General features: G+C 65.6%; 19 protein-coding genes and 1 other RNA gene. 6 read left to right on the forward strand and 14 right to left on the reverse strand.

Annotated features, from left to right (window positions below):
- Together ilvB and miaA are read right to left on the reverse strand one after the other, a co-directional pair.
- Positions 1-1346 (reverse strand): biosynthetic-type acetolactate synthase large subunit (ilvB, locus tag G522_RS0123205; protein WP_036840705.1); only part of this gene is annotated, 1346 nt, incomplete at its 3' end.
- 255 nt (positions 1347-1601) lie between these two features.
- A complete protein-coding gene (gene miaA / locus G522_RS0123210) occupies positions 1602-2540 on the reverse strand; it encodes a tRNA (adenosine(37)-N6)-dimethylallyltransferase MiaA (protein WP_026793072.1) in 939 nt (312 codons plus the stop codon).
- 14 nt (positions 2541-2554) lie between these two features.
- Here miaA and serB point away from each other — a divergent pair, with 14 nt between their 5' ends.
- Positions 2555-3445: a phosphoserine phosphatase SerB gene (gene serB, locus G522_RS0123215; protein WP_026793073.1), complete on the forward strand. Its 891-nt coding sequence runs from the start codon at positions 2555-2557 to the stop codon at positions 3443-3445.
- Positions 3446-3616: 171 nt separating this feature from the next.
- Here serB and G522_RS0123220 read toward each other — a convergent pair whose 3' ends face one another.
- The 5 genes from G522_RS0123220 to ssrA form a co-directional block, all read right to left on the reverse strand.
- Positions 3617-4405, reverse strand: a complete 789-nt coding sequence (locus tag G522_RS0123220; protein ID WP_026793074.1) for a TSUP family transporter — start codon at positions 4403-4405, stop codon at positions 3617-3619.
- 15 nt (positions 4406-4420) lie between these two features.
- On the reverse strand, positions 4421-4654 hold the full coding sequence (locus G522_RS30180) for a ribbon-helix-helix domain-containing protein (protein WP_036840696.1): 234 nt from the start codon (positions 4652-4654) through the stop codon (positions 4421-4423).
- Positions 4651-4863 carry a DUF4169 family protein gene (locus tag G522_RS0123230; protein WP_026793075.1) on the reverse strand — a complete coding sequence of 71 codons (213 nt, stop codon included), beginning with the start codon at positions 4861-4863 and terminating at the stop codon, positions 4651-4653. The genes G522_RS30180 and G522_RS0123230 overlap by 4 nt, the downstream gene beginning before the upstream one ends.
- 7 nt (positions 4864-4870) lie before the next feature.
- Positions 4871-5467: an SspB family protein gene (locus tag G522_RS0123235; RefSeq protein ID WP_026793076.1), complete on the reverse strand. Its 597-nt coding sequence runs from the start codon at positions 5465-5467 to the stop codon at positions 4871-4873.
- A 145-nt stretch (positions 5468-5612) separates the two neighbouring features.
- Positions 5613-5979: a transfer-messenger RNA gene (gene ssrA, locus G522_RS29770) on the reverse strand.
- Between the two features lie 130 nt (positions 5980-6109).
- On the opposite strand from ssrA, the gene G522_RS28395 reads away from it, so the two are divergent.
- The 3 genes from G522_RS28395 to G522_RS0123250 are packed head-to-tail and all read left to right on the forward strand — an operon-like array spanning position 6110 to position 9273.
- Positions 6110-7432 carry a chloride channel protein gene (locus G522_RS28395; protein ID WP_036840699.1) on the forward strand — a complete coding sequence of 441 codons (1323 nt, stop codon included), beginning with the start codon at positions 6110-6112 and terminating at the stop codon, positions 7430-7432.
- Positions 7433-7465: 33 nt separating this feature from the next.
- A complete protein-coding gene (locus G522_RS0123245; RefSeq protein ID WP_026793077.1) occupies positions 7466-8260 on the forward strand; it encodes a thymidylate synthase in 795 nt (264 codons plus the stop codon).
- The gene (locus G522_RS0123250) at positions 8257-9273 is read left to right on the forward strand and encodes a DUF4424 domain-containing protein (protein ID WP_026793078.1); all 1017 of its coding nucleotides are present in this window, start codon (positions 8257-8259) and stop codon (positions 9271-9273) included. Before G522_RS0123245 ends, G522_RS0123250 begins: the two co-directional genes overlap by 4 nt.
- A 96-nt stretch (positions 9274-9369) precedes the next feature.
- Here G522_RS0123250 and G522_RS0123255 read toward each other — a convergent pair whose 3' ends face one another.
- The 7 genes from G522_RS0123255 to G522_RS0123285 all read right to left on the reverse strand — a co-directional run bounded on the left by G522_RS0123255 (position 9370) and on the right by G522_RS0123285 (position 18296).
- Entirely contained in the window at positions 9370-10842 is a 1473-nt protein-coding gene (locus tag G522_RS0123255) for a DegQ family serine endoprotease (protein WP_245586726.1), read from the reverse strand.
- Positions 10843-11136: 294 nt separating this feature from the next.
- Positions 11137-11325 (reverse strand): DUF2065 domain-containing protein, encoded by a 189-nt coding sequence (locus tag G522_RS0123260; protein WP_026793080.1) that lies wholly within the window; start codon positions 11323-11325, stop codon positions 11137-11139.
- A gap of 7 nt (positions 11326-11332) precedes the next feature.
- Positions 11333-12247, reverse strand: a complete 915-nt coding sequence (gene hflC / locus G522_RS0123265) for a protease modulator HflC (RefSeq protein ID WP_026793081.1) — start codon at positions 12245-12247, stop codon at positions 11333-11335.
- The gene (gene hflK / locus G522_RS0123270) at positions 12247-13371 is read right to left on the reverse strand and encodes an FtsH protease activity modulator HflK (protein ID WP_026793082.1); all 1125 of its coding nucleotides are present in this window, start codon (positions 13369-13371) and stop codon (positions 12247-12249) included. Before hflK ends, hflC begins: the two co-directional genes overlap by 1 nt.
- Positions 13372-13573: 202 nt before the next feature.
- Positions 13574-14089 (reverse strand): dihydrofolate reductase, encoded by a 516-nt coding sequence (locus G522_RS0123275; protein WP_026793083.1) that lies wholly within the window; start codon positions 14087-14089, stop codon positions 13574-13576.
- Complete coding sequence (locus G522_RS28400) at positions 14086-14610, reverse strand: GNAT family N-acetyltransferase (protein ID WP_051229160.1); 525 nt, start codon at positions 14608-14610, stop codon at positions 14086-14088. Before G522_RS28400 ends, G522_RS0123275 begins: the two co-directional genes overlap by 4 nt.
- A complete protein-coding gene (locus G522_RS0123285; RefSeq protein WP_342663919.1) occupies positions 14607-18296 on the reverse strand; it encodes an AsmA family protein in 3690 nt (1229 codons plus the stop codon). The genes G522_RS28400 and G522_RS0123285 overlap by 4 nt, the downstream gene beginning before the upstream one ends.
- A 256-nt stretch (positions 18297-18552) precedes the next feature.
- Between G522_RS0123285 and G522_RS28405 the strand changes: the two genes are divergently transcribed.
- A complete protein-coding gene (locus G522_RS28405; RefSeq protein WP_051229162.1) occupies positions 18553-19119 on the forward strand; it encodes a LysE family transporter in 567 nt (188 codons plus the stop codon).
- A 68-nt stretch (positions 19120-19187) separates the two neighbouring features.
- Positions 19188-21344, forward strand: coding sequence for an NAD-dependent DNA ligase LigA (gene ligA, locus G522_RS0123295; RefSeq protein WP_026793085.1), 2157 nt, complete (start codon positions 19188-19190; stop codon positions 21342-21344).
- Positions 21345-21351 lie beyond the last annotated feature (7 nt).

Below are 21351 nucleotides of genomic sequence, written 5' to 3' on the forward strand. Positions count from 1 at the left end.
CCGGCGATGTCGATCACCAGCGAACCCGGGTGGGCGAGCTGGGTACCGATGGCCGCCGGCAGTCCATAGCCCATGGTGCCGAGACCGCCCGACGTCATGAAGCGGTTCGGCTCGTCGAAATGATAATACTGCGCCGCCCACATCTGGTGCTGGCCCACCTCGGTGGTGATGTAGGTGTCACGGCCCTTTGTCAGCTCGAACAACCGCTCAATGGCATATTGCGGCATGATCGCCTCGGCCGAATGCCGATAGGTCAGGCACTTCTTGGCCCGCCAGCCGTCGATCAGCTTCCACCAGGCGGCATGCGCCACCTTATCCTGCACCGGCTTGCGGGCATTCCAGGCGGCGATCATGTCTTCCAGCACCGAGCCGACATCGCCGACGATCGGCAGGTCGACCACCACGTTCTTGTTGATCGACGACGGATCGATGTCGATGTGGATCTTCTTGGACTTGGGCGAGAAGGCATCGATGCGGCCGGTGATACGGTCGTCGAAGCGCGCGCCGATGCAAACCATCACGTCGCAATCGTGCATGGCGAGGTTGGCTTCGTAGGTGCCGTGCATGCCGAGCATGCCGAGCCAGTTCTTGCCGGAAGCCGGATAGGCGCCGAGGCCCATCAGCGTCGAGGTCACCGGGAAGCCGGTCATCTTGACGAGATCGCGCAAGAGCGCCACCGCCTTGGGACCGGAGTTGATGACACCGCCGCCGGTATAGAGGATCGGCTTCTTGGCGGCGGCCATCAGCTCGACGGCCTCGCGAATGGCGGCATCCGGGGCCTTCACCGCCGGATGATACTGCGTCAGCGACTTGTCCTTGCAGTTCTCGTAGGTACCGGTCTGAAACTGGATGTTCTTCGGAATGTCGACCAGAACCGGGCCGGGACGGCCGGTGGTGGCGATGCGGAACGCCTCGTGCAGGATGGCCGGCAGATCCTCGATGCGGCGGACCAGCCAGTTGTGCTTGGTGCAGGGCCGCGTGATACCGACCGTGTCGGCCTCCTGGAAGGCGTCGGTGCCGATCAGCGTCGTCGGCACCTGGCCGGTGATGCAGACCATCGGAATCGAGTCGAGCAGCGCATCGGTCAGCGCCGTCACCATGTTGGTGGCGCCGGGGCCGGAAGTGGCCAGCGCCACGCCGACCTTGCCGGTCGAGCGGGCATAGCCTTCGGCGGCATGTCCCGCGCCCTGCTCATGACGGACGAGGATGTGGCGAACCTCTTCCTGCTGGAACAGTTCGTCGAAGATCGGCAGCACAGCGCCACCGGGGTAACCGAAAATGGTGTCGACGCCCTGATCGATCAGCGCCTGGATGACCATTTCCGCGCCTGTCATCTGCCGTGTCATCGCCTGTTACCTCAAGCTCTCGTCCCGTCGTTCCGGGGGCTATTGTCTGCATTGTTCAGGTAATAAAAAAGGCCCCGAAGAGGGACCCGATTTCCGCGCACCATGATTTACCGCAGGCCTCAGCAGGAGACCTCCGACACGGTGCGCCATCTAAGTACTACGAGAAGGGAACGCATGCCGCCCTCTGGTTCGAACGCCGGGAAACGCCCCGGAATGGCCGGCAAACTACCGACACCCGACTGACAGGTCAAGAGCCTATTTCATTCGTTGCGCGATATCGTCGGCCACAGCAAGAAAATGTCGCGATGCCGCCGGATCGACGCGCGGCCAGTCGGGCATCTGGTTGCGAAACCAGGTTTCCTGCCGTTTGGCATATTGCCGCGTCGCAATGATCGCCGCCTCGACCGCCTCCTCGATCGGCAGCTCGCCCCGCGCCGCGGCGATCATTTCCGGCACACCAATCGCCTTCATGGCCGGGAGCGCCGGATCGAGCCGAAGGGCGGCGAACGCTCGTGCTTCGTCGAGCCCCCCGCCCGTCGCCATCGCCCGGAAACGCTCGTCGATGCGATCGTGCAGCCAGTCGCGCTCCGGCGCCATGACGATGTAGGCGATAGGACCGCCGGAAATCAGCGGCCGCGACCGCGTCTCCTGCCATTCCGATAGCGGCCGTCCGGTGCTGTCCGCCACCTCCAGCGCCCTGAGCACCCGCTGTGTATCGTTGGGATGCAGCCGCCCGTAGAGAACGGGATCGACCACCGCCAACTCCTTGTGCAGCGCCGCCGGGCTCGCCGTCCGCGCCCGCTCGCGCCAGAAGGCACGCACCCGCTCGTCGATGGGCGGCACATCGGAGAGGCCCTGCGTCATGGCGTTGAAATAGAGACCGGTGCCGCCGACGATCACCGCCGGCCGGCCGGCCATGTCCTTCAACGTCTTTTCGAGGTCGTCGAGATAACGCGCGACGGTATAGCCGTCGCCGCTGGCGACGTGACCATAGAGGCGGTGCGGCGCCCTCGCCTCGTCCTCCGCCGACGGCCGGGCCGTCAGGATGCTGAGCTCGCGGTAGACCTGCATCGAATCGGCGTTGATCACCACGCCGCCGCAGCGTTCGGCGATCGCCAGCGCCAGAGCCGACTTGCCGCTCGCCGTCGGGCCGGCTATCAGAACCGCGCGTCTTTCTCCCGTCTCCGCCGTCACGCCTGGAGCCTCCCATGTCGCTCGTCGCAACGCTTGTCTCATCTCCGGCCGATCCGCAAGTGACCGATAGCCTGATTGCCGGCGTATCGCGACGGCTGGGCGGCGATGCCCATAGGGTGCTGGCCGAGGGCATTGCCGCCGATATCGCCGTTGGCGACTACCTCTCCCATAACGAAGCGATGCACCGCATTACTGAGGTGGTCGGCAACGCCGCTGTCGATTTCGCCGTGCTTCCCACCGAGGGGCGGCGCAAGAAGCTACTCGTTGCCGACATGGACAGCACCATGATCGGCCAGGAATGCATCGACGAGCTCGCCGCCTTCGTCGGCCTCAAGGAGCACGTCGCCGCCATCACCGAGCGGGCGATGCGCGGCGAGATCGCCTTCGAGCCGGCGCTGCGAGAGCGCGTCGCGCTTCTGAAGGGGCTCGACACCGGCGTCGTCAACGAAGTACTGCGCGAGCGCATCACACTGACGCCGGGTGGTCGCGAGCTGATCGGCACCATGCGGGCGCACGGCGCCTATACGGCGCTGGTCTCCGGCGGCTTCACGCTGTTCACCGACCGCATCCGCGACATGATCGGCTTCAACGAGGACCGCTCCAATTGCCTGATGACCGAGGGCGGCAAGCTCTCCGGCCTCGTCGCCGAACCGATCCTCGGCAAGGCGGCCAAACTCGCCACGCTGATCGAGCTCCGCGAGGCGCGCGGCCTGGCCCATCACGAGACGGTGGCGATCGGCGACGGCGCCAACGATTTGGACATGATCAACGAAAGCGGCCTCGGCGTCGCCTTCCACGCCAAGCCGAAGGTGGCCGAGGCGGCGGAAGTGTCGATCCGCCATGGCGATCTCACCGCCGTGCTCTACCTGCAGGGCTTTGCCCGCGATGAGTTCGCGGCGGTGTAGGCTTAGCTATCGGAACGACCTGTACCGGCCTCTCGCTTTCTCGTCCTGAGGTCCTGCGCCTTCGCGCAGGATGACAATTTATGTATATGTTTTTATTATATAATTTTGCCATCCTGCGCGAAGGCGCAGGACCTCAGGCAGAAAGAGGTACAACGCGAATATAGGGCTCCCTTACAGTCCCATCACCCACATCCGCACCGGGTTGGCGGGGTCGGCCAACAGCTTAATGGCAAGGCCGATGCAGGTGACCACCAGGAGTGGCCGAATGATCTTGGCGCCGCCCCGGACGGCTAACCGCGATCCGATCTGCGCGCCGAGGAACTGGCCGACGCCCATGACGAGGCCGGGCTTCCAGAAGATCACCCCCGAGGCGAGGAAGACGAAGAAGCTGCCGATATTGCTCGCGAAATTGAGCATCTTGGTATGCGCCGTCGCCTTCAGAAGGCCGAAGCCGGCCAGCGACACGAAGCCCAGCATGAAGAACGAACCGGTACCCGGCCCGAACAGGCCGTCATAACAGCCGATCAATGGCACGAAGGTCAGCGTGAACAGGAAGGGCGTCATCCGGGCGTGACGATCCTGATCGTTGAGACCGCGCTTGAAGGCGAAATAGACGGCGATGGCGATCAGCATGATCGGCATGGCGATCTGCAGCCAATCGCCCGGCAGCACGGTGGCAAGCAGCGCCCCCAATACGGCGCCGCCGGCCGACATCAGCGCCATCGGCATCTGCGATCTCAGATCCACCTGCCCTGCCCGCGCGTAGCCCAGCGTCGCCGAGGCCGAGCCGAACAGCGCCTGCAGCTTGTTGGTGCCGAGCGACTGGATCGGCGTGAAGCCGGCCAGCATCAACGCCGGCACGGTGATCAGCCCGCCACCGCCGGCGATGGAATCGATGAAACCGGCGACGAAGGCGGCGAAGAACAGCGCCGTCAGGAGGTGCAGGGTGAGGTCAACCAAGATCGGGACTCGGGATCAGGAGGAAGCGCGCTCCGGAAGGGAAGCGGGAGCGGTGAGATGGGCGAGCACGGCCACACGGACGGCGCTCGCCAGATTACGGGCGCCACGCGTCCGGTCGATGTCGAGAACGAAGGCGGAAAGACTTTGGCCGCGTTGCTCGGCGAGGCGCTCGGCCGCGTCCCAGAACTCCGGCTCCAGCGCCAGGCTGGTCCGATGCCCGGCCAGCGACAGCGACCGCTTGACGTTCATGTCCGGGAGTCCGACGGCGTTTCCGGATCGGCAGCGAGATCAAGGCAGTGACCGTCGAGCCGGCGCGCGTCGAGTTCATCCTGTGCCTTGGCCGTCAGCTTCTCCACCTTGGTGCGGCCGAACTTGGCGCGGTTCTCCGCCGCCTCGTCCTCGCGGCGGCGGCGGTCGCGATCCTTGCGCGCCCGGCGAAGGTTGACGAGGTCGCCCATGGCCGGCTCAGGGCTTCTTGCGGAAGGCGTCGAGAGAAATCACCGTCGGCCCCTTGGGCTCGCCCTCCGGCTTGTCGTCCGCCTTCGGCTCGCTTTCAGCCTTCGGCTTTGCCGCTTCGGCGGGCTTTGCCGGCTTGGCGGCCGGCGCCTTGGCGGCTGGGCGCGGCGCAGCCTTGGGTTCGCCGGTGGCCGGACCGATCGCCTTGAGCGGGCCTTCCTCGGGCATGTCGGCAGCGTTGCCGCTCTCGTCGACCAGCGGGAACTGCACCGCGAATTCCACCGACGGATCGAAGAAGCCGCGAATCGATGCGAACGGCACCACCAGCTTTTCCGGCACGCCGGAGAAGGAAAGGCCGATCTCGAAGCTCGTCTCGTTGACCACCAGCTCCCAATACTGGTGCTGGATGACGATGGTCATCTCGTCCGGGTAGCGTTCCTTGAGGCGGCTGGAAATGCGCACGCCCGGCGCCCGCGTGTCGAAGATGATGTAGAAATGATGCTCGCCCGGCAGGCCGGCGTGCGCCACTTCGGTCAGCACCTTCTTCACCAGGCCGCGGAAAGCCTCCTGAGCCAGAACGTCATAACGGATCATGTCCTTGGGCATTGAGGCTCCGCCTTGAGCAAATCACCGGCAACCAACCGGCTGCGTCGTTGACCGCCAGTCTAAAGCATCGGGCGCAACAGTGTAAACGCCCTCGCGGCACATCGCCGGAAGCGCACAAGAGATCGAACGGATTGTGAGGAGATTAAGTGGAGGCTTCTGTTGCCAGGTGCCTCCGAACCCCGCCTAAAGGTGCTAACCCCTAGGGCTTGATTCCCAGTTTGGGCACCGCATTACGCGGCGACGGCCACCGGAGCATAGTTGTCATTCGCAACTATAGGTTTAGCCCGATAACGGTGGTACAATGCCGAGTGAAAGAGCCGCCTTTACGCCCCCGTCGATCCTATTTCGCCCCCGCCGAAGGCCTTGCGCCGGATGGCTTTGCAAGGACTTGGGTGGAGGCGCCGGGTACCGCCCCCGGGTCCGAATGGTTTATTGCGCAGTCCGTTTATCACCATAGCCGGATTGCTCCGGCAGGAAGACATATAGGGTGTTGGGGACCGCCTGTGAAGAGGCGGCAAACGATCGCCCCCAGGCATGGGAAGCCGCCATGCCCCCCTCCGGCTTGACCTTGCCCGAAGATGAGGTCGATAGAAGCTCCGGAACCGTCCTTTATCGCGTAACGCACCGAACCGGCGAACCTTCATGCATCGACCGCATCGCCCCATCGTCTATGCCCGTTATTCCCGTATCGGGGCCTCGCGCCTCCGTCGCCGGATCCTGTTCCTGGCCGGCGGCATCGGCGTCGGCATCGCCGCCGTGCTGATGGCTCGCGCCGCAGACCTCGCCCAGACAGCCTTCCGGGCAGGGACCGCGTCGTTTCACTGGCTGCCGCTCGCGGCAACCCCAGCCGGATTCGCGCTCTCCTGTTTTCTTGCCCGCCGTCTTTTTCCCGGCTCGCAAGGCAGCGGCATCCCCCAAGTGATCGCCGCTCGCAAGTTGCCGGCGGCCGAACCGTCCAGCCACCTCGTCTCGCTGCGGATCGCCGGCGGCAAGATCCTGCTCATGCTGTTCGGCCTGTTGGTGGGCGGATCGCTCGGCCGCGAGGGACCAACCGTGCAGGTGGGCGCCGCCATCATGCAGGCCGCCGGGCGCGTCGCCTCGATCAATCGCTCGTCGCTGCTGCTTGCCGGCGGCGCAGCCGGCGTTGCAGCCGCCTTCAACACTCCCCTCGCCGGCATCGTCTTCGCCATCGAGGAATTGAGCCGCTCCTTTGACAGCAAGGCGAGCGGCATTGTCATCATGACCGTGATGCTTGCCGGCCTGACGGCCCAGATGCTGCTCGGCGACTACACCTACTTCGGCTCGTCCTACGTGACGCTGGCGCCGGGCATTGCCTGGATCGCCGTTCCGATCGTGGCCGTGGTCGGCGGCGCGCTCGGTGGCCTGTTCAACCGCTTTAACGTCGCCTGGTCACACGGCCTGCCGGGCCGAGCGGGCAACTTCATCCGGCATCATCCGGTGGCGACCGCTGCCCTTCTAGGTCTCCTAGTCGCTCTCCTCGGCTTTGCCTCGGGCAGCGACGTCAGCGGCACCGGCTACGAGGCGGCACGCGCGGCCATTCACCAAAGCCCAGCCGGGATCGGCTTGTGGTACGGGCCAGCAAAGCTGATCGCCACGCTGGCCTCGACGCTGTCGGGCATTCCCGGCGGCATCTTCTCGCCGTCGCTCTCGATCGGCGCGGGACTGGGGCTGGATGTCGCCCATTTGCTCGACACCGACGCAGCCCCGGCCATCGCTCTCCTCGGCATGTGCGCCTATCTCGCCGGAGTCGTACAAGCGCCGCTGACGTCGGTGGTCATCGTCCAGGAAATGACGCTCAACCATGCCATGCTACTGCCGCTGATGCTGGTGGCGCTGATTGCCGGCAAGGTGTCCAGCTTCATCGCGCCGGAAGGCGTCTATCACGCTCTCGCCCGCAACTTCGTCGCGCCGACCAAGGCTGACTCTCTCTCCGACTCCGGCTAATCTCCAGCGATCCACGCCAGCAAGCGGACCGTCATGCAGCAGTATCTCGACCTTCTGAAGCTCATCCTCGACACCGGCACCGCCAAGGAAGACCGCACCGGCACCGGTACGCTGTCGGTCTTCGGCCATCAGATGCGCTTCAACCTCGCCGACGGCTTCCCGCTCTTGACGACCAAGAAGCTGCACATCAAGTCGATCGTCCACGAACTGATCTGGTTCCTTCAGGGCGACACCAACATCAAGTATTTGAAGGACAACGGCGTTTCAATTTGGGACGAGTGGGCCGACGAGAACGGCAACCTCGGCCCCGTCTACGGTCATCAGTGGCGCTCCTGGCCGAAGCCGGACGGCGGCACCATCGACCAGATCGCCGAGGTGCAGGAGACCATCCGCCGCAATCCCGATTCGCGCCGGATGATCGTCACCGCCTGGAACCCGGCCGACGTGCCGAAGATGGCGCTGCCGCCCTGCCATCTGCTCATCCAGTTCTATGTCGCGGATGGCCGCCTCTCCTGCCAGATGTACCAGCGCTCGGCCGACGTGTTCCTCGGCGTGCCGTTCAACATCGCCTCCTATGCGCTGCTCACCGCCATGATGGCGCGGGCGACCGGCCTCAAGCCGGGCGATTTCGTGCACACGCTGGGCGACGCCCATCTCTACCGCAACCATCTCGATCAGGCCCGCCTGCAGCTCACCCGCGCGCCGCGCGCCCTGCCCCGGCTGAAACTCGCCGAAGGGATAACCGACGTCCGCGATTTCCGATTCGAGCACGTCACGATCGAAGGCTATGATCCGCATCCGCATATCAAAGCCGAGGTCGCCGTATGATGAAATGGACCGCCGTCGGGGTTACCGCTTTGCTGGCAGGCATACCTGGCCTTGCCTACGCCAATGACACCATGGCGGAACTGGCCGCCGGAGGCCTGACCTTCGTCTCCACCGACGATGTCAGCATGCAAAGCGAGGATCTTTACATCTCGCCCAAGCAGGTGCGTGTCGATTACGTCTTCCACAACGGCGGCGACCACGACCGGACCACCGTGGTGGCCTTCCCGATGCCGGACATCGAGGGCAGCGGCGACTTCATCGTGTCGGTCCCCAACCCTGACTCCGACAACTTCATGAACTTCTCGGTGGCCATCGACGACAAGCCGGTGAATCCCGAGATCGACCGTCACGCCTTCGCTGTCGATGTCGACGTGACGCAAGAACTGAAGGACCACGGCATCCCGCTGTTGCCTTTTGGCGAAACCACCAGCAAAGCGCTGGCCGCCCTGCCGAAAGACCTGCTCGCCGACTGGATCGAGCGCGGCATTGTCATCCCCATGGACTATGACGACGGCAGCGGCTGGAAGACTGACTACGTGCCTGTCTGGAAGCTCAAGACCACCTACTGGTGGCGCACCACCTTCCCGGCCGGCCGCGATCTGCGCGTCGCCCACCGCTATACGCCCAGCGTCGGCGCCACTGCCGGCCTCAACTTCATCGGCGTCGACGAAAACGCACCGTTCAGCGGCGAGGAGTTCGACCGAGAGAAGCAGCGCTATTGCTTCGACGACGACTTCGTCAAAACGGTCGCCAAGCGCCTCGCTGACGCCAAGACCCAGGATTCCTATCTCCAGGAGAGCTGGATTTCCTACGTGCTGACCACCGGCGCCAACTGGGGTGGCACCATCGGCCACTTTCACCTGACGGTCGACAAGGGCGATACTGACACGCTGGTCTCCTTCTGCGGCAGCGGCGTCAAGAAAACCGGCCCCACCACCTTCGAACTCACGGCCGACGATTTCTACCCCGAGCGCAACATCGACATCGCCCTGGTGAGACGCCCGACCGATTGACGGCTGCGCTTCCGCTATCATCAGCCGCGTGTCCCCAACGAAAACGGCCGGTCCCATCAGGAACCGGCCGTCGTCATTTCAGAAGGACCGCCTTGGTCAGTCGATCTTCACCGCGATGAAGCGCAGGTCGCCGCCGGCGTTGGAGACCAGAAGCAGCACCGATTTGCGGCCCATGGTCTTCTGCTTTTCCACCGTCTTGGCGACGTCATCGGGCGCCAGTACCTCTTCCTGTGCCACCTCGACGATCAGATCGCCCGCCGCGATGCCCTTTTCGGCCGCCGTGCTCGCCGGATCGACGCCGGTCACCACGACGCCCTTCACGTCGGCGTTGAAGTGGTACTTGTCGCGGGCGCCGCTATCGAGCGGTCCGAGCGTCAGGCCAAGGGTCTTGGTCTGATCCTTCGGCGGCTCGGCCGGCTTCTCTTCGGTCTTCGCCGCGACCTTTTCGCCCTCTTCGAGGCGTCCTAGCTTGACGGGCAGCGTCAGCTCCTTGCCCTTGCGGATCAGCGTCAGCGGCACTTCCTTGCCCACCGGCGTGTTGGCGACGAGGCGCGGCAGCTCGCGCATGGTCTTGATGGGATGGCCATCAAAAGCAGTAATCACATCGCCCGGCTCGATCTTGGCCGCCGCCGCCGGTCCGCCCTCGGTCACACCGGCCACCAGGGCACCCTGCGGGCTGGTGATGCCCAGGCTCTCGGCAAGATCGTCGGTCACTTCCTGGATGTTGACACCCAGCCAGCCGCGATGGGTCTCGCCAAATTCGCGCAGCTGATCGACGACGCCGGTCGCGATCTCCGAGGGAATGGCAAAGCCGATACCGATCGAACCGCCCGACGGGGAAATGATGGCGGTGTTGATGCCGATCACCTCACCCTCTTGGTTGAATAGCGGGCCGCCGGAGTTGCCGCGGTTGATGGCGGCGTCGGTCTGGATGTAGTTGTCGTAGGGTCCGGAATTGATGTCGCGATTGCGCGCCGAGATGATGCCGGTGGTCACCGTGCCGCCGAGGCCGAACGGGTTGCCGATCGCCATCACCCAGTCGCCGACGCGCATATGCTCGCTGTCGCCGAATTTCACCGATGTCAGCGGCTTGTCCGGCTTGACGCGCAGCACCGCCAGGTCGGTCTTGGCATCGTGGCCGATCAGTTCCGCCTTCAGCTTGGTGCCGTCGGAGAAGTTGGCGATGATCTCGTCGGCATCTTCGATCACGTGGTTGTTGGTGATGATGATGCCCGAGGGATCGATGACGAAGCCCGAGCCGAGCGACTGCACCTTGTGCGGATCGCCGCCGCCATCGGTACCGCCCTCGTCGCCGCCGCCACTCTCGTTATCGGCGCCATTGTCGCCGCCGTTGTCGCCGCCACCGTTGTTCTTGCCGTTCTTGTCGAAGAATTCGTCGAAGAAATTCTGGAAGGGCGACCCTTCCGGCACCTGCGGCAGCGGCACCTGCCGCGTCTCGGCCACCGTCTGCGTGGTCGAGATGTTCACCACCGCCCCGAGCAGCTTCTCGGCAAGATCGGCAACGGACGGCGGTCCCTGCTCGGCCGCCACCGGTCCGGCACCGGTCATAGCGAGTGCCGCCGCCAGCGTCAGTGCCGCGAGGCCCGATCCGCGTCGCCATCCGGTACCCGGCACTGTCCTGTTCCATGAGACCATAGCAGGTCTTCCTCTCCTGGAGCTTCCACCCGAGAACCGGCAGGTTTCTCGGAAACGCGGACGCTAGATCAAAACCGGTAACAAAGGCCGAACAGGCTTCGTACCGGGTGGCACGATCGGGCGATCGTGGACCACGCATTCGGCGAAGTCATAATCTGTTTCACGGATGGAGACAAACCCCGCCTCGGCATCCGCGGACGGCAAGGCTCACCCGCCCCGCACGGCCCAGACCACCGCGACGCCCGCCGCCATGGCGGCGACGCCGCCGGTTCTGAGCCAGAAATCGGACGCTTCGAGCATCTGGCGGATGCCCTTGCGCATCAGCGAAGGGGCTGCCGCGTAAAGCAGCCCCTCGAGGACGGCCATCAGGCCGACGGCGACCAGGAAGTCGTTCAAGGCGACCTCACGGTTGGGCCTGAGCGGCCGGAGTCGATACCGTCGGCAGAGAGCCGGTCGGTCCGCGGAAGTAGCGGAAGAACTCCGAGTCCGGCTTGAGCAGCATGGTCGTGCCATTGGCCAACGAAGCCGCATAAGCCTGCATCGAGCGGTAGAACTCGAAGAAGCTCTTGTCGGCGCCATAGGCCTCCGCGAAGATGCGGTTGCGTTCGGCATCGCCCTCGCCGTGCAGGATGTCGGCGTCGCGCCGCGCTTCGGCCTGCAGCACCGTCGCCTGACGGTCGGCCTCGGCGCGAATGCGGGCGGCTTCCTGCGTACCCTCGGCCCTGAGCTCGGCCGCCTCGGCGAGGCGCTCCGAACGCATGCGGTCATAGGTCTGCTCGAGGACGTTGTTCGGCAGCTCGGTGCGGCGGATCCGGAGCTCGACGATCTCGATGCCGAGGTTGGCCGCCTCTGGACGAACGAAGTCCGCCACTTCCTTCATCATCGCCGCCCGCTCCTCCGACAGCGCGTCGCCAAACGAGCGCGTGCCGTAGACACGGCGTAGCGCCGAATCGAGCCGGGTGCGAAGCCGCGTTTCGGCCACCGCCATGTTGCCGGTGACGCTTTCGCGGAAGGCCCGGGCGTTGACGATGCGATAGGCTGCGAAGGCATCCACCACATACTGACGGCTGTCACGCACCTGCACGACGTTGTTGTCGATCTCGATCGTGTTGAGGCGCTTGTCGATGATCTGCACGGTATCGACGGTGTTGGTCGGCAGCTTGAAATAGATGCCGGGCTTGGTGATCACCCTCTGGATCTCACCGAAGCGCAGTTGAATGGCCTGATCGCGCTCGGTGACGATGAAGGTCGCCGAGTAAGCGATCAGAGCGAGGACCGCCAAGGCGATCAGGACGAAGGGCAAGGCAATCGTGCGCATTACTGGCCGGCTCCCGTGCTGGAGGGGGTCGTCGGACGCCCGACTTCGGGCAGCGGCAGATAGGGCAGAACGCCCTGCGTGGAGCCGCTGTCGAGGATCACCTTGTTGGTCTTCGAGAGCACGCCTTCCATGGTTTCGAGGTAGATACGCTCGCGCGTGATGTCGGGCGACTTGACGTATTGCTGGTAGACAGAGGTGAAGCGCTGGGCGCCACCGGTCGCCTCGGCGATCACCTGGTCACGATAGCCGAGCGCTGCTTCGCGGATCTGCGATGCCTCGCCGCGCGCCTCGCCGAGCCGCTTGTTGGCATAGGCCTGGGCGTCCTGCTTGAACTTGTCCTGGTCCTGCTGGGCGCGCTGCACTTCGCCGAAGGCGTCCTGCACCTCGAGCGGCGGATCGGCGCGGGTGACGTTGACGGCGGTGATCGAAACACCGGCGTCATAGGCATCGAGCGTCTGCTGGATACGCTCGCGAACGGCCGTCTGGGCCACCTCGCGACCGGTGGTGCGAAACTCGTCGGCGCGGGTGCGGCCGACCACTTCACGCATCACCGATTCCGACACCTTGCGGACAAGGTCCGGCTGATCGCCGACGCGGAACAGATACTTGATGGGGTCGGAAATCCGCCAGAGCACCGAGAATTCGACGCTGACGAGGTTCTGGTCGCCCGACAGCATGATCGAGTCGGTACCAGCAGCGGCGGCGCCGCCCATCACTTCCTGGTTTTCCTTGAGAAGGGCCGGCGTTTCCACCTGCTCGATCGGCCAGAAGGCGAAATGAATGCCCGGCTCGTTGAGCTCCGGCTTGACCTTGCCGAACAACAGCTCGACGCCCACCTCGTCCGGCTGGACGACGTAGATGCTTTCATAAAGCCAGAAGCCGACCGCCGCGATGGCGATCAGCGGCAGCGCCGTCTTGAGGCCCGTGGGCTCGCCCGGCCCGGAGCGGCCACCGCCGCCGCCAGGGAGGAGACGGCGAAGCTTGTCCTGTCCACGCCGGAGCAGTTCCTCGAGATCGGGGGGCTCGTTACCGCCGCCGCCCTGCGGTCCCCGGGGCGGCTGCCCCCACGGTCCATTGCCGCCGCCTTTCCAGCCGCCGCCACCACTCTGATTGCTCCAGGGCATATGGGTCCCTTCCTGCGAATATAAAAATCTGGAGCGTTTCCATTGGTCAGGCGATGCCCAACCCGAAAACGCTCCTGCTGTGTCTGCCGCGTCGATCATAGGAGGCGATGCCCCTGTCATCAATGCGCATACAGATCAAACGCCATTTGGGGTGCGTGGTGTCACCGATCAACCGTCCGTGAGCGATTCTTTCGGCCCGGGATCAGCGGCGCCGAACCCAGGTCTCGAATGTGGCGTCGGCACTGTCGCGCTCGCCACGCACCATCGGCTCAGTGGCCTCCAGCACCCAGAGCGCCGGATCGATGGGCGGAAAGTGGGTGTCGCCGTCCGGCGAGGCAGCGATCCGCGTGACGAACAGCCGGTCGGCGCGATCAATCGTCGCCGCGTAGAGCGCCCCGCCGCCGGCCACCACGAAGGACGAAACACCCTTCGTCTCGGCACTCGCCGCCGCCGCCTTGAGCGCGGCGTCGAGATCGTCGAGCACCGTGACCCCGTCCGGTTTGAACGCCGGATCGCGCGTCACCACGAAGGTCTGCCGCCCCGGCAGCGGCCGGCCGATGGCATCGAAGGTCTTGCGCCCCATCACCATGGGGCGGCCGAGCGTCAGCGCCTTGAAACGCTTGAGATCGGTCGACAAGTGCCAGGGCATGTCGCCATCGCGGCCGATGACGCCATTCTCCGCCATGGCGACGACGATATCGAGATGCGGCCGGCTCATGGGCATTCCCTCGCCAGCTTTTCGATCGCCTCGCGCCCCATGCGCACCGGCACCCAGCTGTCATTGAGCGGCGCGCCCATCGCCGCGTAGAAACCGATGGCTGACTTGTTCCAGTCGAGCACCGTCCACTCGAAACGGCCGAGCCCTTCATCGACGCAGCGGCGGGCCAGTCGGGCGAACAGCGCCTTGCCGACGCCCTGCCCGCGCGCTGCCGGATCGACGAAGATGTCTTCGAGATAGAGCCCGTGCCGGCCGAGGAAGGTCGAGAAGGAATAGAACCAGACGGCGATACCGGCCGGCTTGTCGCCGATGAAGCCGAGTTCGCAGAAGACGCGCGGGTTGTCGCCGAAGAAGGCGGCGGCATAGGCCTCGGGCGTTGCCACCATTTTTTCCGACAGGTTCTCATAGGCGGCAAGCGAACGGATGAAGTCGGCGATGATCTCGACGTCGTCGGGTGTGGCCGGGCGCGTGGTCGGCTTGGGGCGGCGGTGGCGGCCGGGACGGTCGCTGGAAGGGCTCATGGCGCACTCCCCGTCACGCCGCCGGGCGGCAGGCCGACGTCGGCGCTGGGCAATTGCTTCAGCTTGGCGCCGGGCTGGGCGGGCGCCGGGGATCCGTTCTGCAGCATTTTGCCGATGGCATCGAGCGGATCGCCGCTCACAGGCTTCTCCGCCTTGGCTTTCTGTGCCGCCAACAACGCGGCCGCCTTGGCCTTCTCGGCAAGCGCCGCCGCGGCGGCCCGCTGGCGCGCCTCCAGCATCAGCTGATTGCGTCGGTCGAGGGCTTCGCGGTCGCGCTGCACCTGCCGCGACAACAGCTCGCGCTCCTGAATGTCGGCCTGCATGGTCTCCACCCGCTGCGTTTCCTTCTCAAGAGCGCGGATGCCGAGATAGGAGGCAAAGCCGGTGACATCGATGCGACGCGACGGATCGTCGATCGGCCCCTTGAACAGCACCGACACCTGCGGTACGCCGCCGCCGGCCGCAGCGTCGCCGGCATCGAGCGAAAGCCGCCATTCGCTGTCGACCGTGGCGCGGGCGATATCCACCGTCGCCGAACCGCTGGTGGCGCCGTCCTTGCCCGTCACCACGATGTTCGGCGCCCGAAGCGTGCCGCCGGCCAGCGTGAAGGCGGCATCCAGCCGGTCGAAGGCGAGATCGCCCATGTCGACGTTGTCGGTGAAGGCCTGCCGGATGCGATCCTCGCTGAGCTCCTTGCCGGCGTCGGCCAACCGGATCACCTGGTCGAAGGCGCGTGTCGTCATGTGGGCGAGCCGGCCGTTCTGAAGCGAGAAGCTGCCGCCGCCGGTCAGGGACGACATCCAGCCGGCCAGCGTCCGTCCGGTGGCGTTGACCTGGGCGTCGACGCTGAAGGCGCCGGTCACCATCGGCCGGTCGTCGCGCCGCCAGGCGAATTCCTCAGCCGCCGCGCGATCGAGGCGAAGCGTTCCGGAAACGCCGGCCGTGCCGTCGAGATCGCGCTTGATCATCAGATCGCCGGAGAGCTTGCCGCCGGCCAGCGTCGCCTGGATGTTGTCGAGCCCGGTGCCCGAGGCGTTGCTGTTGAGCGACAGCGATACGCTCTTGGCTGTCGGCCCGCCTTCGATATCGAGCCGGTCGAACTTGAGGGCGAGATCGGTGTCGAACCCGTCGATCAACGCTGCGCCGAAGGGCGCTTCCGGCCAGGGATTGCGGCTCTCAACGATCGGGAAATCGAAGGACGCCGGTCCGAGAATGGCCTCGCCGAGACCGGCGAGCGATCCCTCGTCGAACGACAGATTGCCACTGACCTTCGGCACGTTGGGCGCAAAGTCGATGGCGATATCGCCGACGGTTGGGATATCGTCGAGTTTGCCTTCGATGCGGTCGACCAGGACCTTGCGGTTGCCGATGGAAAGATGGGCGGCGACGTCGGCCGGCGTCGAGCCGATGACGCCCTGCACGATGTTGCCGGAGAGCACCAGCAGCGAGCCGACATCGGGCGACTTCAGGTCGAGATCGAGTTCGGCGGCCGGTGCGGCGCCGCGCTTCATGGTCGCCGAGCCGTTGAGCGTCACCTCGGTCGGCCCCATGGCGCCGCGCAGCACCACGGCGAGGCCGTCCTTCGATTTGCCCATGGCCGACAGCGTCAGGCTGCCGGCGCCCGGCTTGCCGACCTCCGGGACCTCAAGGCCGAACTGGCGCATCAGCTCGGCGCCGTCGGGGCCGGTGAGGCTGATGTCGGTGGAAATGTCGGCGGCATCCCAGGCATCCACCCGCCCCTTGAAGGCCAATTCGCCACGAATGTTGGTGGACGCGGCCGAACCGTTCAACTCCACCTTGAGGTCGGTGCCCTCGCCCGACGCCTTGGCCTGCACCGTGCCTTCGAGGCTGGCCGGCCCGAGATGGGGGGCGGCATCGTGCAGGAAGGCGGCGGCGGGCGTGTCGGGGATCAATGCTCGGGCAAGATCGGCGACGCCGTCCAGCTTTTCCGCCGACACACGCATCTGGATCGAGCCATCGGGCGTCGTCATCAAATCGCGGATGGTGCCGGCCGCGGTGACGCGGGCGCCGGACAGCGAGCGGACGAACAGCCTGTCGACGTCGAGCGTCGAATCGACCAGCGAGGCCGATACGTCGAAGCCCTCGGCGCGGGCATCACCGGCGATCAGCGTGCCGACGGCTGCCTTGACCACCACGTCGGCGCCGGTATTGCCGCCCTGGCCGGTCGCAAGACCGGCGATCGTCTGAACGTCCGAAAGCCTGAGCTGGTCGGCATCGAGCGACATGGTCAGGCGCGGCTTACGGCCGCTCACGCCAGGGACGAAGTCGAGCGAGCCGCTGATCTTGCCTTGGTCGAGACTGGCGTCGACGTCTTCCAGCGCCAGCCCGTCCGCCGAGGCGGTCACCTTGGCCGACAGGCGGAAGGGATCGAGATTGACCTTTGGCCGATTGGGCGCCCACCAGGAAATCAGCGTCGCCGGCTGGTCGGAGGACAGCGACACGTCACCGTTGAAGCCAATGGTCGGCGCCGTAGCCAGCTGCCCGTGCGCGGCCAGCGACGACTTGCCCGGCAGCGTCGCCTCCAGCGTGTCGATGGTCCAGCCGGCGGGGGCGGTGACCAGATCGGCCCGGAGATCGGAAATGATGCTGCCGCCGACCACCACGCCGGGAATATCGAAGCCGATGCGGCCGGGCACGCTCGGCACCGGCAGACTGGCAATGGTCGCGCCGAAGGCGGCAAGCGCGCCGTCGAAGGACACCGGCTTGTCAGGCCCCTCGCCCAGCGTCCGGTCGAGATCGATCTGGCGGGCCGACAGCACCGCCTCGAAGCTTGGCACCGCCGCCAGATCCAGCGTCGCGGCGCCGGACATGGTGAATGGCCGTTCCTCCGCGCCGTAGCGGAACTCCAGCGCCTTGGCGAGCACGGCCCGGTTGGAAACGTCGAGATCGGCGGTGAGCGCCCAGGGCAACGTTGCCTTGTCGTCCTTGGCGATGATGCGATCGAGCGTCGCCTTGCCCGCCCAGGTCGGACGATGATTGGCGATCTTCAGCTGGCCGTCGAAATTGGCGACCACCGGATGATTGGCCGAGTGCACGTTGGCCTTGAGCGCGAAGCCGCCCTTGCCGTCGGCGGCGCCGGTCGCCGCCTTGATGGTGAACGTGTCGCCGCCGGCGCGCGCCGTGCCTTCCACCTTGTAGGGGCCGGCCAGTGCCGGCGCATCGAGGCGGGCCTCGATGCCGTCGACCACCACCGGCTGGCTGTGCCGTGCGTCGGTGACGACGAGGCGACCATCCTGAATATCGACGCCGGACAGCATCACCCGGCTGGGGTTGATGCCGATGCCGCCCTCGGCGGCCATCCATTCGAAGGCGCCGTTGTCATCGATGCGGACGTTGAGCTCCGGCTGCACCACCTGCATCTCGGTGACGTGGATTTCGCCTGACAAGAGCGGGAAGAGCTCGATCTCCATATTGAATTTGCCGACGGTCATCAGCGGCGCATTGGGATCGTCGCCGATCACCACATCGGAGAAGGACAGCGAGGGATAGGGCAGCAGGCTGGCGTCGGCTGTGCCGCGAACGGACACCTTGTGTCCCAGAACATGCGCCGCCTCCGTCTCGAAAGCCGCCCGGTAGGCCGTCCAATCGACAAACAACGGCCCGACCAGCGCCACGAGGAGCGCCAGGATGACTGTGAATCCGATACCGAAATACAGCGAATTCAGCGTCTTGGCTCCCGTTTATCCACCCTCGGGGCGCTGGCATCCCTCGCGATACACCATGCGTCACCCCACCGACCATCGCGCCGCGGTGCAAGGTTCGCACCACAGCGTCCACCGCCGCGTCAGGAAGACTTAGCAAATCGCAACGCCACAGGGAAACGCGGATTAAGACATAATTGACCATTCCGCACATGACCGTTGCCGCTTTTCTATATTCGGAAAATATGGCATCCCAAGTGACCTTTATCGGACCACCGCCATGACGCTTGCCGCCACTCTGTCCGCCGCCCTGCTGCTCTTGCTGCTGCCCGGCCCGACCAACGCGCTGGTCGCCGCGGCCACGGCGACAGGCGGCCTTCGCCGGCTGCCGGGGACGGTGGCGGCGGTTGTCATCGCCTATGGACTGGCGCTGTGTTTGCTCGGCCTCGGGGCCGGCCTTCTCACCGAGACGGCCCCCGTCGCCGCTCCCGTTTTGAAGCTTCTGGCGTCGGCGGCGCTCATCCTGTCGGCGGTGAAGATCTGGCGCGCCGATCCCGCGGGACCATCGGTTTCGACGCACCGGATATTCCTGATCACCCTGATCAATCCCAAGGCACTGGTGCTTGCCTTCGCCATCCTGCCGCCGGGATTTCCGTCGCCGATCCTGGCGGTCGGAACCGCCGCGGCCATCACCGTCGCGACGGGGATCTGGGGGCTTGTCGGCATCGTACTCGGCCGGCTCGGCCGCCGCTACGTCGGCGCCGGCGCCCTCAACCGGGCCACCGCAGGCGTACTCGCCGCCTTCGCCGGCGCTCTCATGGTGACGACCGCTGTCGCAGCTCTCTGAGATCTTGCGCGCCGCCAAGGCTTACGTTCTAACCAAGCCTCAGAACGAGCCTCACCGGGGGACGCGCGATGTCGGCCGATACCAATTCCATTCCCGTCGAAGACCTCACACAGGATGAGGCCGCCGCCGAACTCCAGCGTCTCGCCGCCGAAATCGCCCATCACGACCAGCTCTATCACGCCAAGGACGCGCCGGAGATTTCCGACGCCGCCTATGACGCGCTGCGTGGCCGCAACCGCGAAATCGAGGCACGCTTTCCGGAGCTCGTCCGCTCCGATTCGCCGTCGCTCAAGGTGGGCGCACCCGTCTCCGAGACCTTCTCCGAGGTCCGCCACGTCAGGCCGATGCTGTCGCTCGACAACCTGTTCAGCGAGGCCGACCTCCACGATTTCGTCAAGCAGGTGAGAAACTTCCTCGGCACCACCGAGACGCCGGTGTTCACCGCCGAGCCGAAGATCGACGGCCTCTCCATGTCGCTGCGCTACGAGCGTGGCCGGCTCGTCACGGCAGCGACGCGCGGCGACGGCACGACGGGCGAGAACGTGACGGCCAACATTCGCACCATTGCCGAGATTCCCAACGAGTTGCCGTCAGGGGCTCCTGACGTCGTCGAGGTGCGCGGCGAGGTCTACATGAAGAAGGCCGATTTCGCCGCCCTCAACGAGCGGATGATGAACGAAAGCGGCCGCCTGTTCGCCAATCCGCGCAACGCCGCCGCCGGCTCGTTGCGCCAGCTCGACCCGAAGGTGACGGCCGGCCGGCCGCTTTCCTTCTTCGCCTACGCCTGGGGCGATCTCTCCGAGCCGCTGGCCAAAACGCAATACGACACGGTGATGCGCTTTGCCGACTGGGGCTTCATGGTCAATCCGTTGATGGTGCGCTGCCACTCCGAAGAAGAGCTGTTCGCCCACTATCAGCTGATCGAAAGCCAGCGCGCCGACCTCGGCTACGATATCGACGGCGTGGTCTACAAGGTCGACAGCCTGATCCTGCAGGAGCGGCTCGGCTTCCGCTCGCGTTCGCCGCGCTGGGCCACCGCCCACAAGTTCCCGGCCGAGCGCGCGTCCACCACCGTCAAGGATATCGACATTCAGGTCGGCCGCACCGGTGCGCTGACACCGGTCGCCAAGCTGGAACCGGTGACGGTGGGCGGCGTCGTCGTCTCCAACGCCACGCTGCACAACGAGGATTACATTAAGGGCATCGGCCAGGATGGCTTGCCGCTGCGCGACGGTCGCGACATCCGCATCGGCGACACGGTGGTGATCCAGCGCGCCGGCGACGTCATCCCTCAGGTGGTCGATGTCATTCTCGAGCGACGCCCGGCCGAGGCCGTTCCTTATCAATTTCCAACGGTCTGCCCGCGCTGCGGCAGCCACGCCACCCGCGAGATCAACGAGAAGACTGGCAAGATCGACGCGGTGCGCCGCTGCACTGGCGGCCTGATCTGTCCGGCGCAGCAGGTGGAAAGCCTCAAGCACTTCGTCTCGCGCCACGCCTTCGATATCGAGGGCCTCGGCGACAAGCAGATCGAGTTCTTCCACGCGCTGGAAGACGAGCACCTGTCCATCCGCACGCCGGTCGACATCTTCACGCTGGCCAAGCGCGAGGCCACCGGCCTCAACCGGCTCGCCAACTTCCCCGGCTTCGGCTCGACATCGGTCAAGAATCTGTTCGACAGCATCGAGGTGCGGCGGCAGATCGATCTGCATCGGCTGATATTCGGCCTCGGCATCCGTCACATCGGCGAAGGCAATGCCAAGCTGCTCGCCCGCGCCTATGGGTCATGGGCCCATTTCTACGATGCCATGAAGAAAGCCTCGGCCCGCGATCCGGAAACGCTGGCCGAGCTCGACGCCATCGACGGCGTTGGCGCCGTGGTGATCGAGGCACTGACCGACTTCTTCGGTGAAGATCACAACCTCGCGGCCATCGACGCCCTTCTCAAGGAGATCACGCCGCTCGACGCCGAAGCACCGGTTACCACCAACAGCCCGGTGGCGGGCAAGACGGTGGTGTTCACCGGTTCGCTGGAGAAGATGACGCGCGACGAGGCCAAGGCCACCGCTGAGCGTCTTGGCGCCAAGGTGGCCGGCTCGGTGTCGAAAAAGACCGATCTGGTGGTGGCAGGCCCTGGCGCCGGTTCAAAACTCACCAAGGCCGCCGAACTCGGCATCGAGGTGATCGACGAAGACGCCTGGCTGGAGCGGATCAAGGGGCTCTAGAAGAGCC

This window comes from Pleomorphomonas oryzae DSM 16300 (assembly GCF_000422965.1).
In the GTDB taxonomy this organism is placed as follows: Bacteria; Pseudomonadota; Alphaproteobacteria; order Rhizobiales; family Pleomorphomonadaceae; genus Pleomorphomonas; species Pleomorphomonas oryzae.

Bases quoted from the DNA above. Each gene is read 5' to 3' on its own strand.
- serB (WP_026793073.1), top strand. From the start codon at position 2,555: ATGTCGCTCGTCGCAACGCTTGTCTCATCTCCGGCCGATCCGCAAGTG.
- G522_RS30180 (WP_036840696.1), bottom strand. From the start codon at position 4,654: ATGAACGTCAAGCGGTCGCTGTCGCTGGCCGGGCATCGGACCAGCCTG.
- G522_RS0123230 (WP_026793075.1), bottom strand. From the start codon at position 4,863: ATGGGCGACCTCGTCAACCTTCGCCGGGCGCGCAAGGATCGCGACCGC.
- G522_RS0123235 (WP_026793076.1), bottom strand. From the start codon at position 5,467: ATGCCCAAGGACATGATCCGTTATGACGTTCTGGCTCAGGAGGCTTTC.
- G522_RS28395 (WP_036840699.1), top strand. From the start codon at position 6,110: ATGCATCGACCGCATCGCCCCATCGTCTATGCCCGTTATTCCCGTATC.
- G522_RS0123245 (WP_026793077.1), top strand. From the start codon at position 7,466: ATGCAGCAGTATCTCGACCTTCTGAAGCTCATCCTCGACACCGGCACC.
- G522_RS0123250 (WP_026793078.1), top strand. From the start codon at position 8,257: ATGATGAAATGGACCGCCGTCGGGGTTACCGCTTTGCTGGCAGGCATA.
- G522_RS0123255 (WP_245586726.1), bottom strand. From the start codon at position 10,842: ATGACCGGTGCCGGACCGGTGGCGGCCGAGCAGGGACCGCCGTCCGTT.
- hflC (WP_026793081.1), bottom strand. From the start codon at position 12,247: ATGCGCACGATTGCCTTGCCCTTCGTCCTGATCGCCTTGGCGGTCCTC.
- hflK (WP_026793082.1), bottom strand. From the start codon at position 13,371: ATGCCCTGGAGCAATCAGAGTGGTGGCGGCGGCTGGAAAGGCGGCGGC.
- G522_RS0123275 (WP_026793083.1), bottom strand. From the start codon at position 14,089: ATGAGCCGGCCGCATCTCGATATCGTCGTCGCCATGGCGGAGAATGGC.
- G522_RS28400 (WP_051229160.1), bottom strand. From the start codon at position 14,610: ATGAGCCCTTCCAGCGACCGTCCCGGCCGCCACCGCCGCCCCAAGCCG.
- G522_RS28405 (WP_051229162.1), top strand. From the start codon at position 18,553: ATGACGCTTGCCGCCACTCTGTCCGCCGCCCTGCTGCTCTTGCTGCTG.
- ligA (WP_026793085.1), top strand. From the start codon at position 19,188: ATGTCGGCCGATACCAATTCCATTCCCGTCGAAGACCTCACACAGGAT.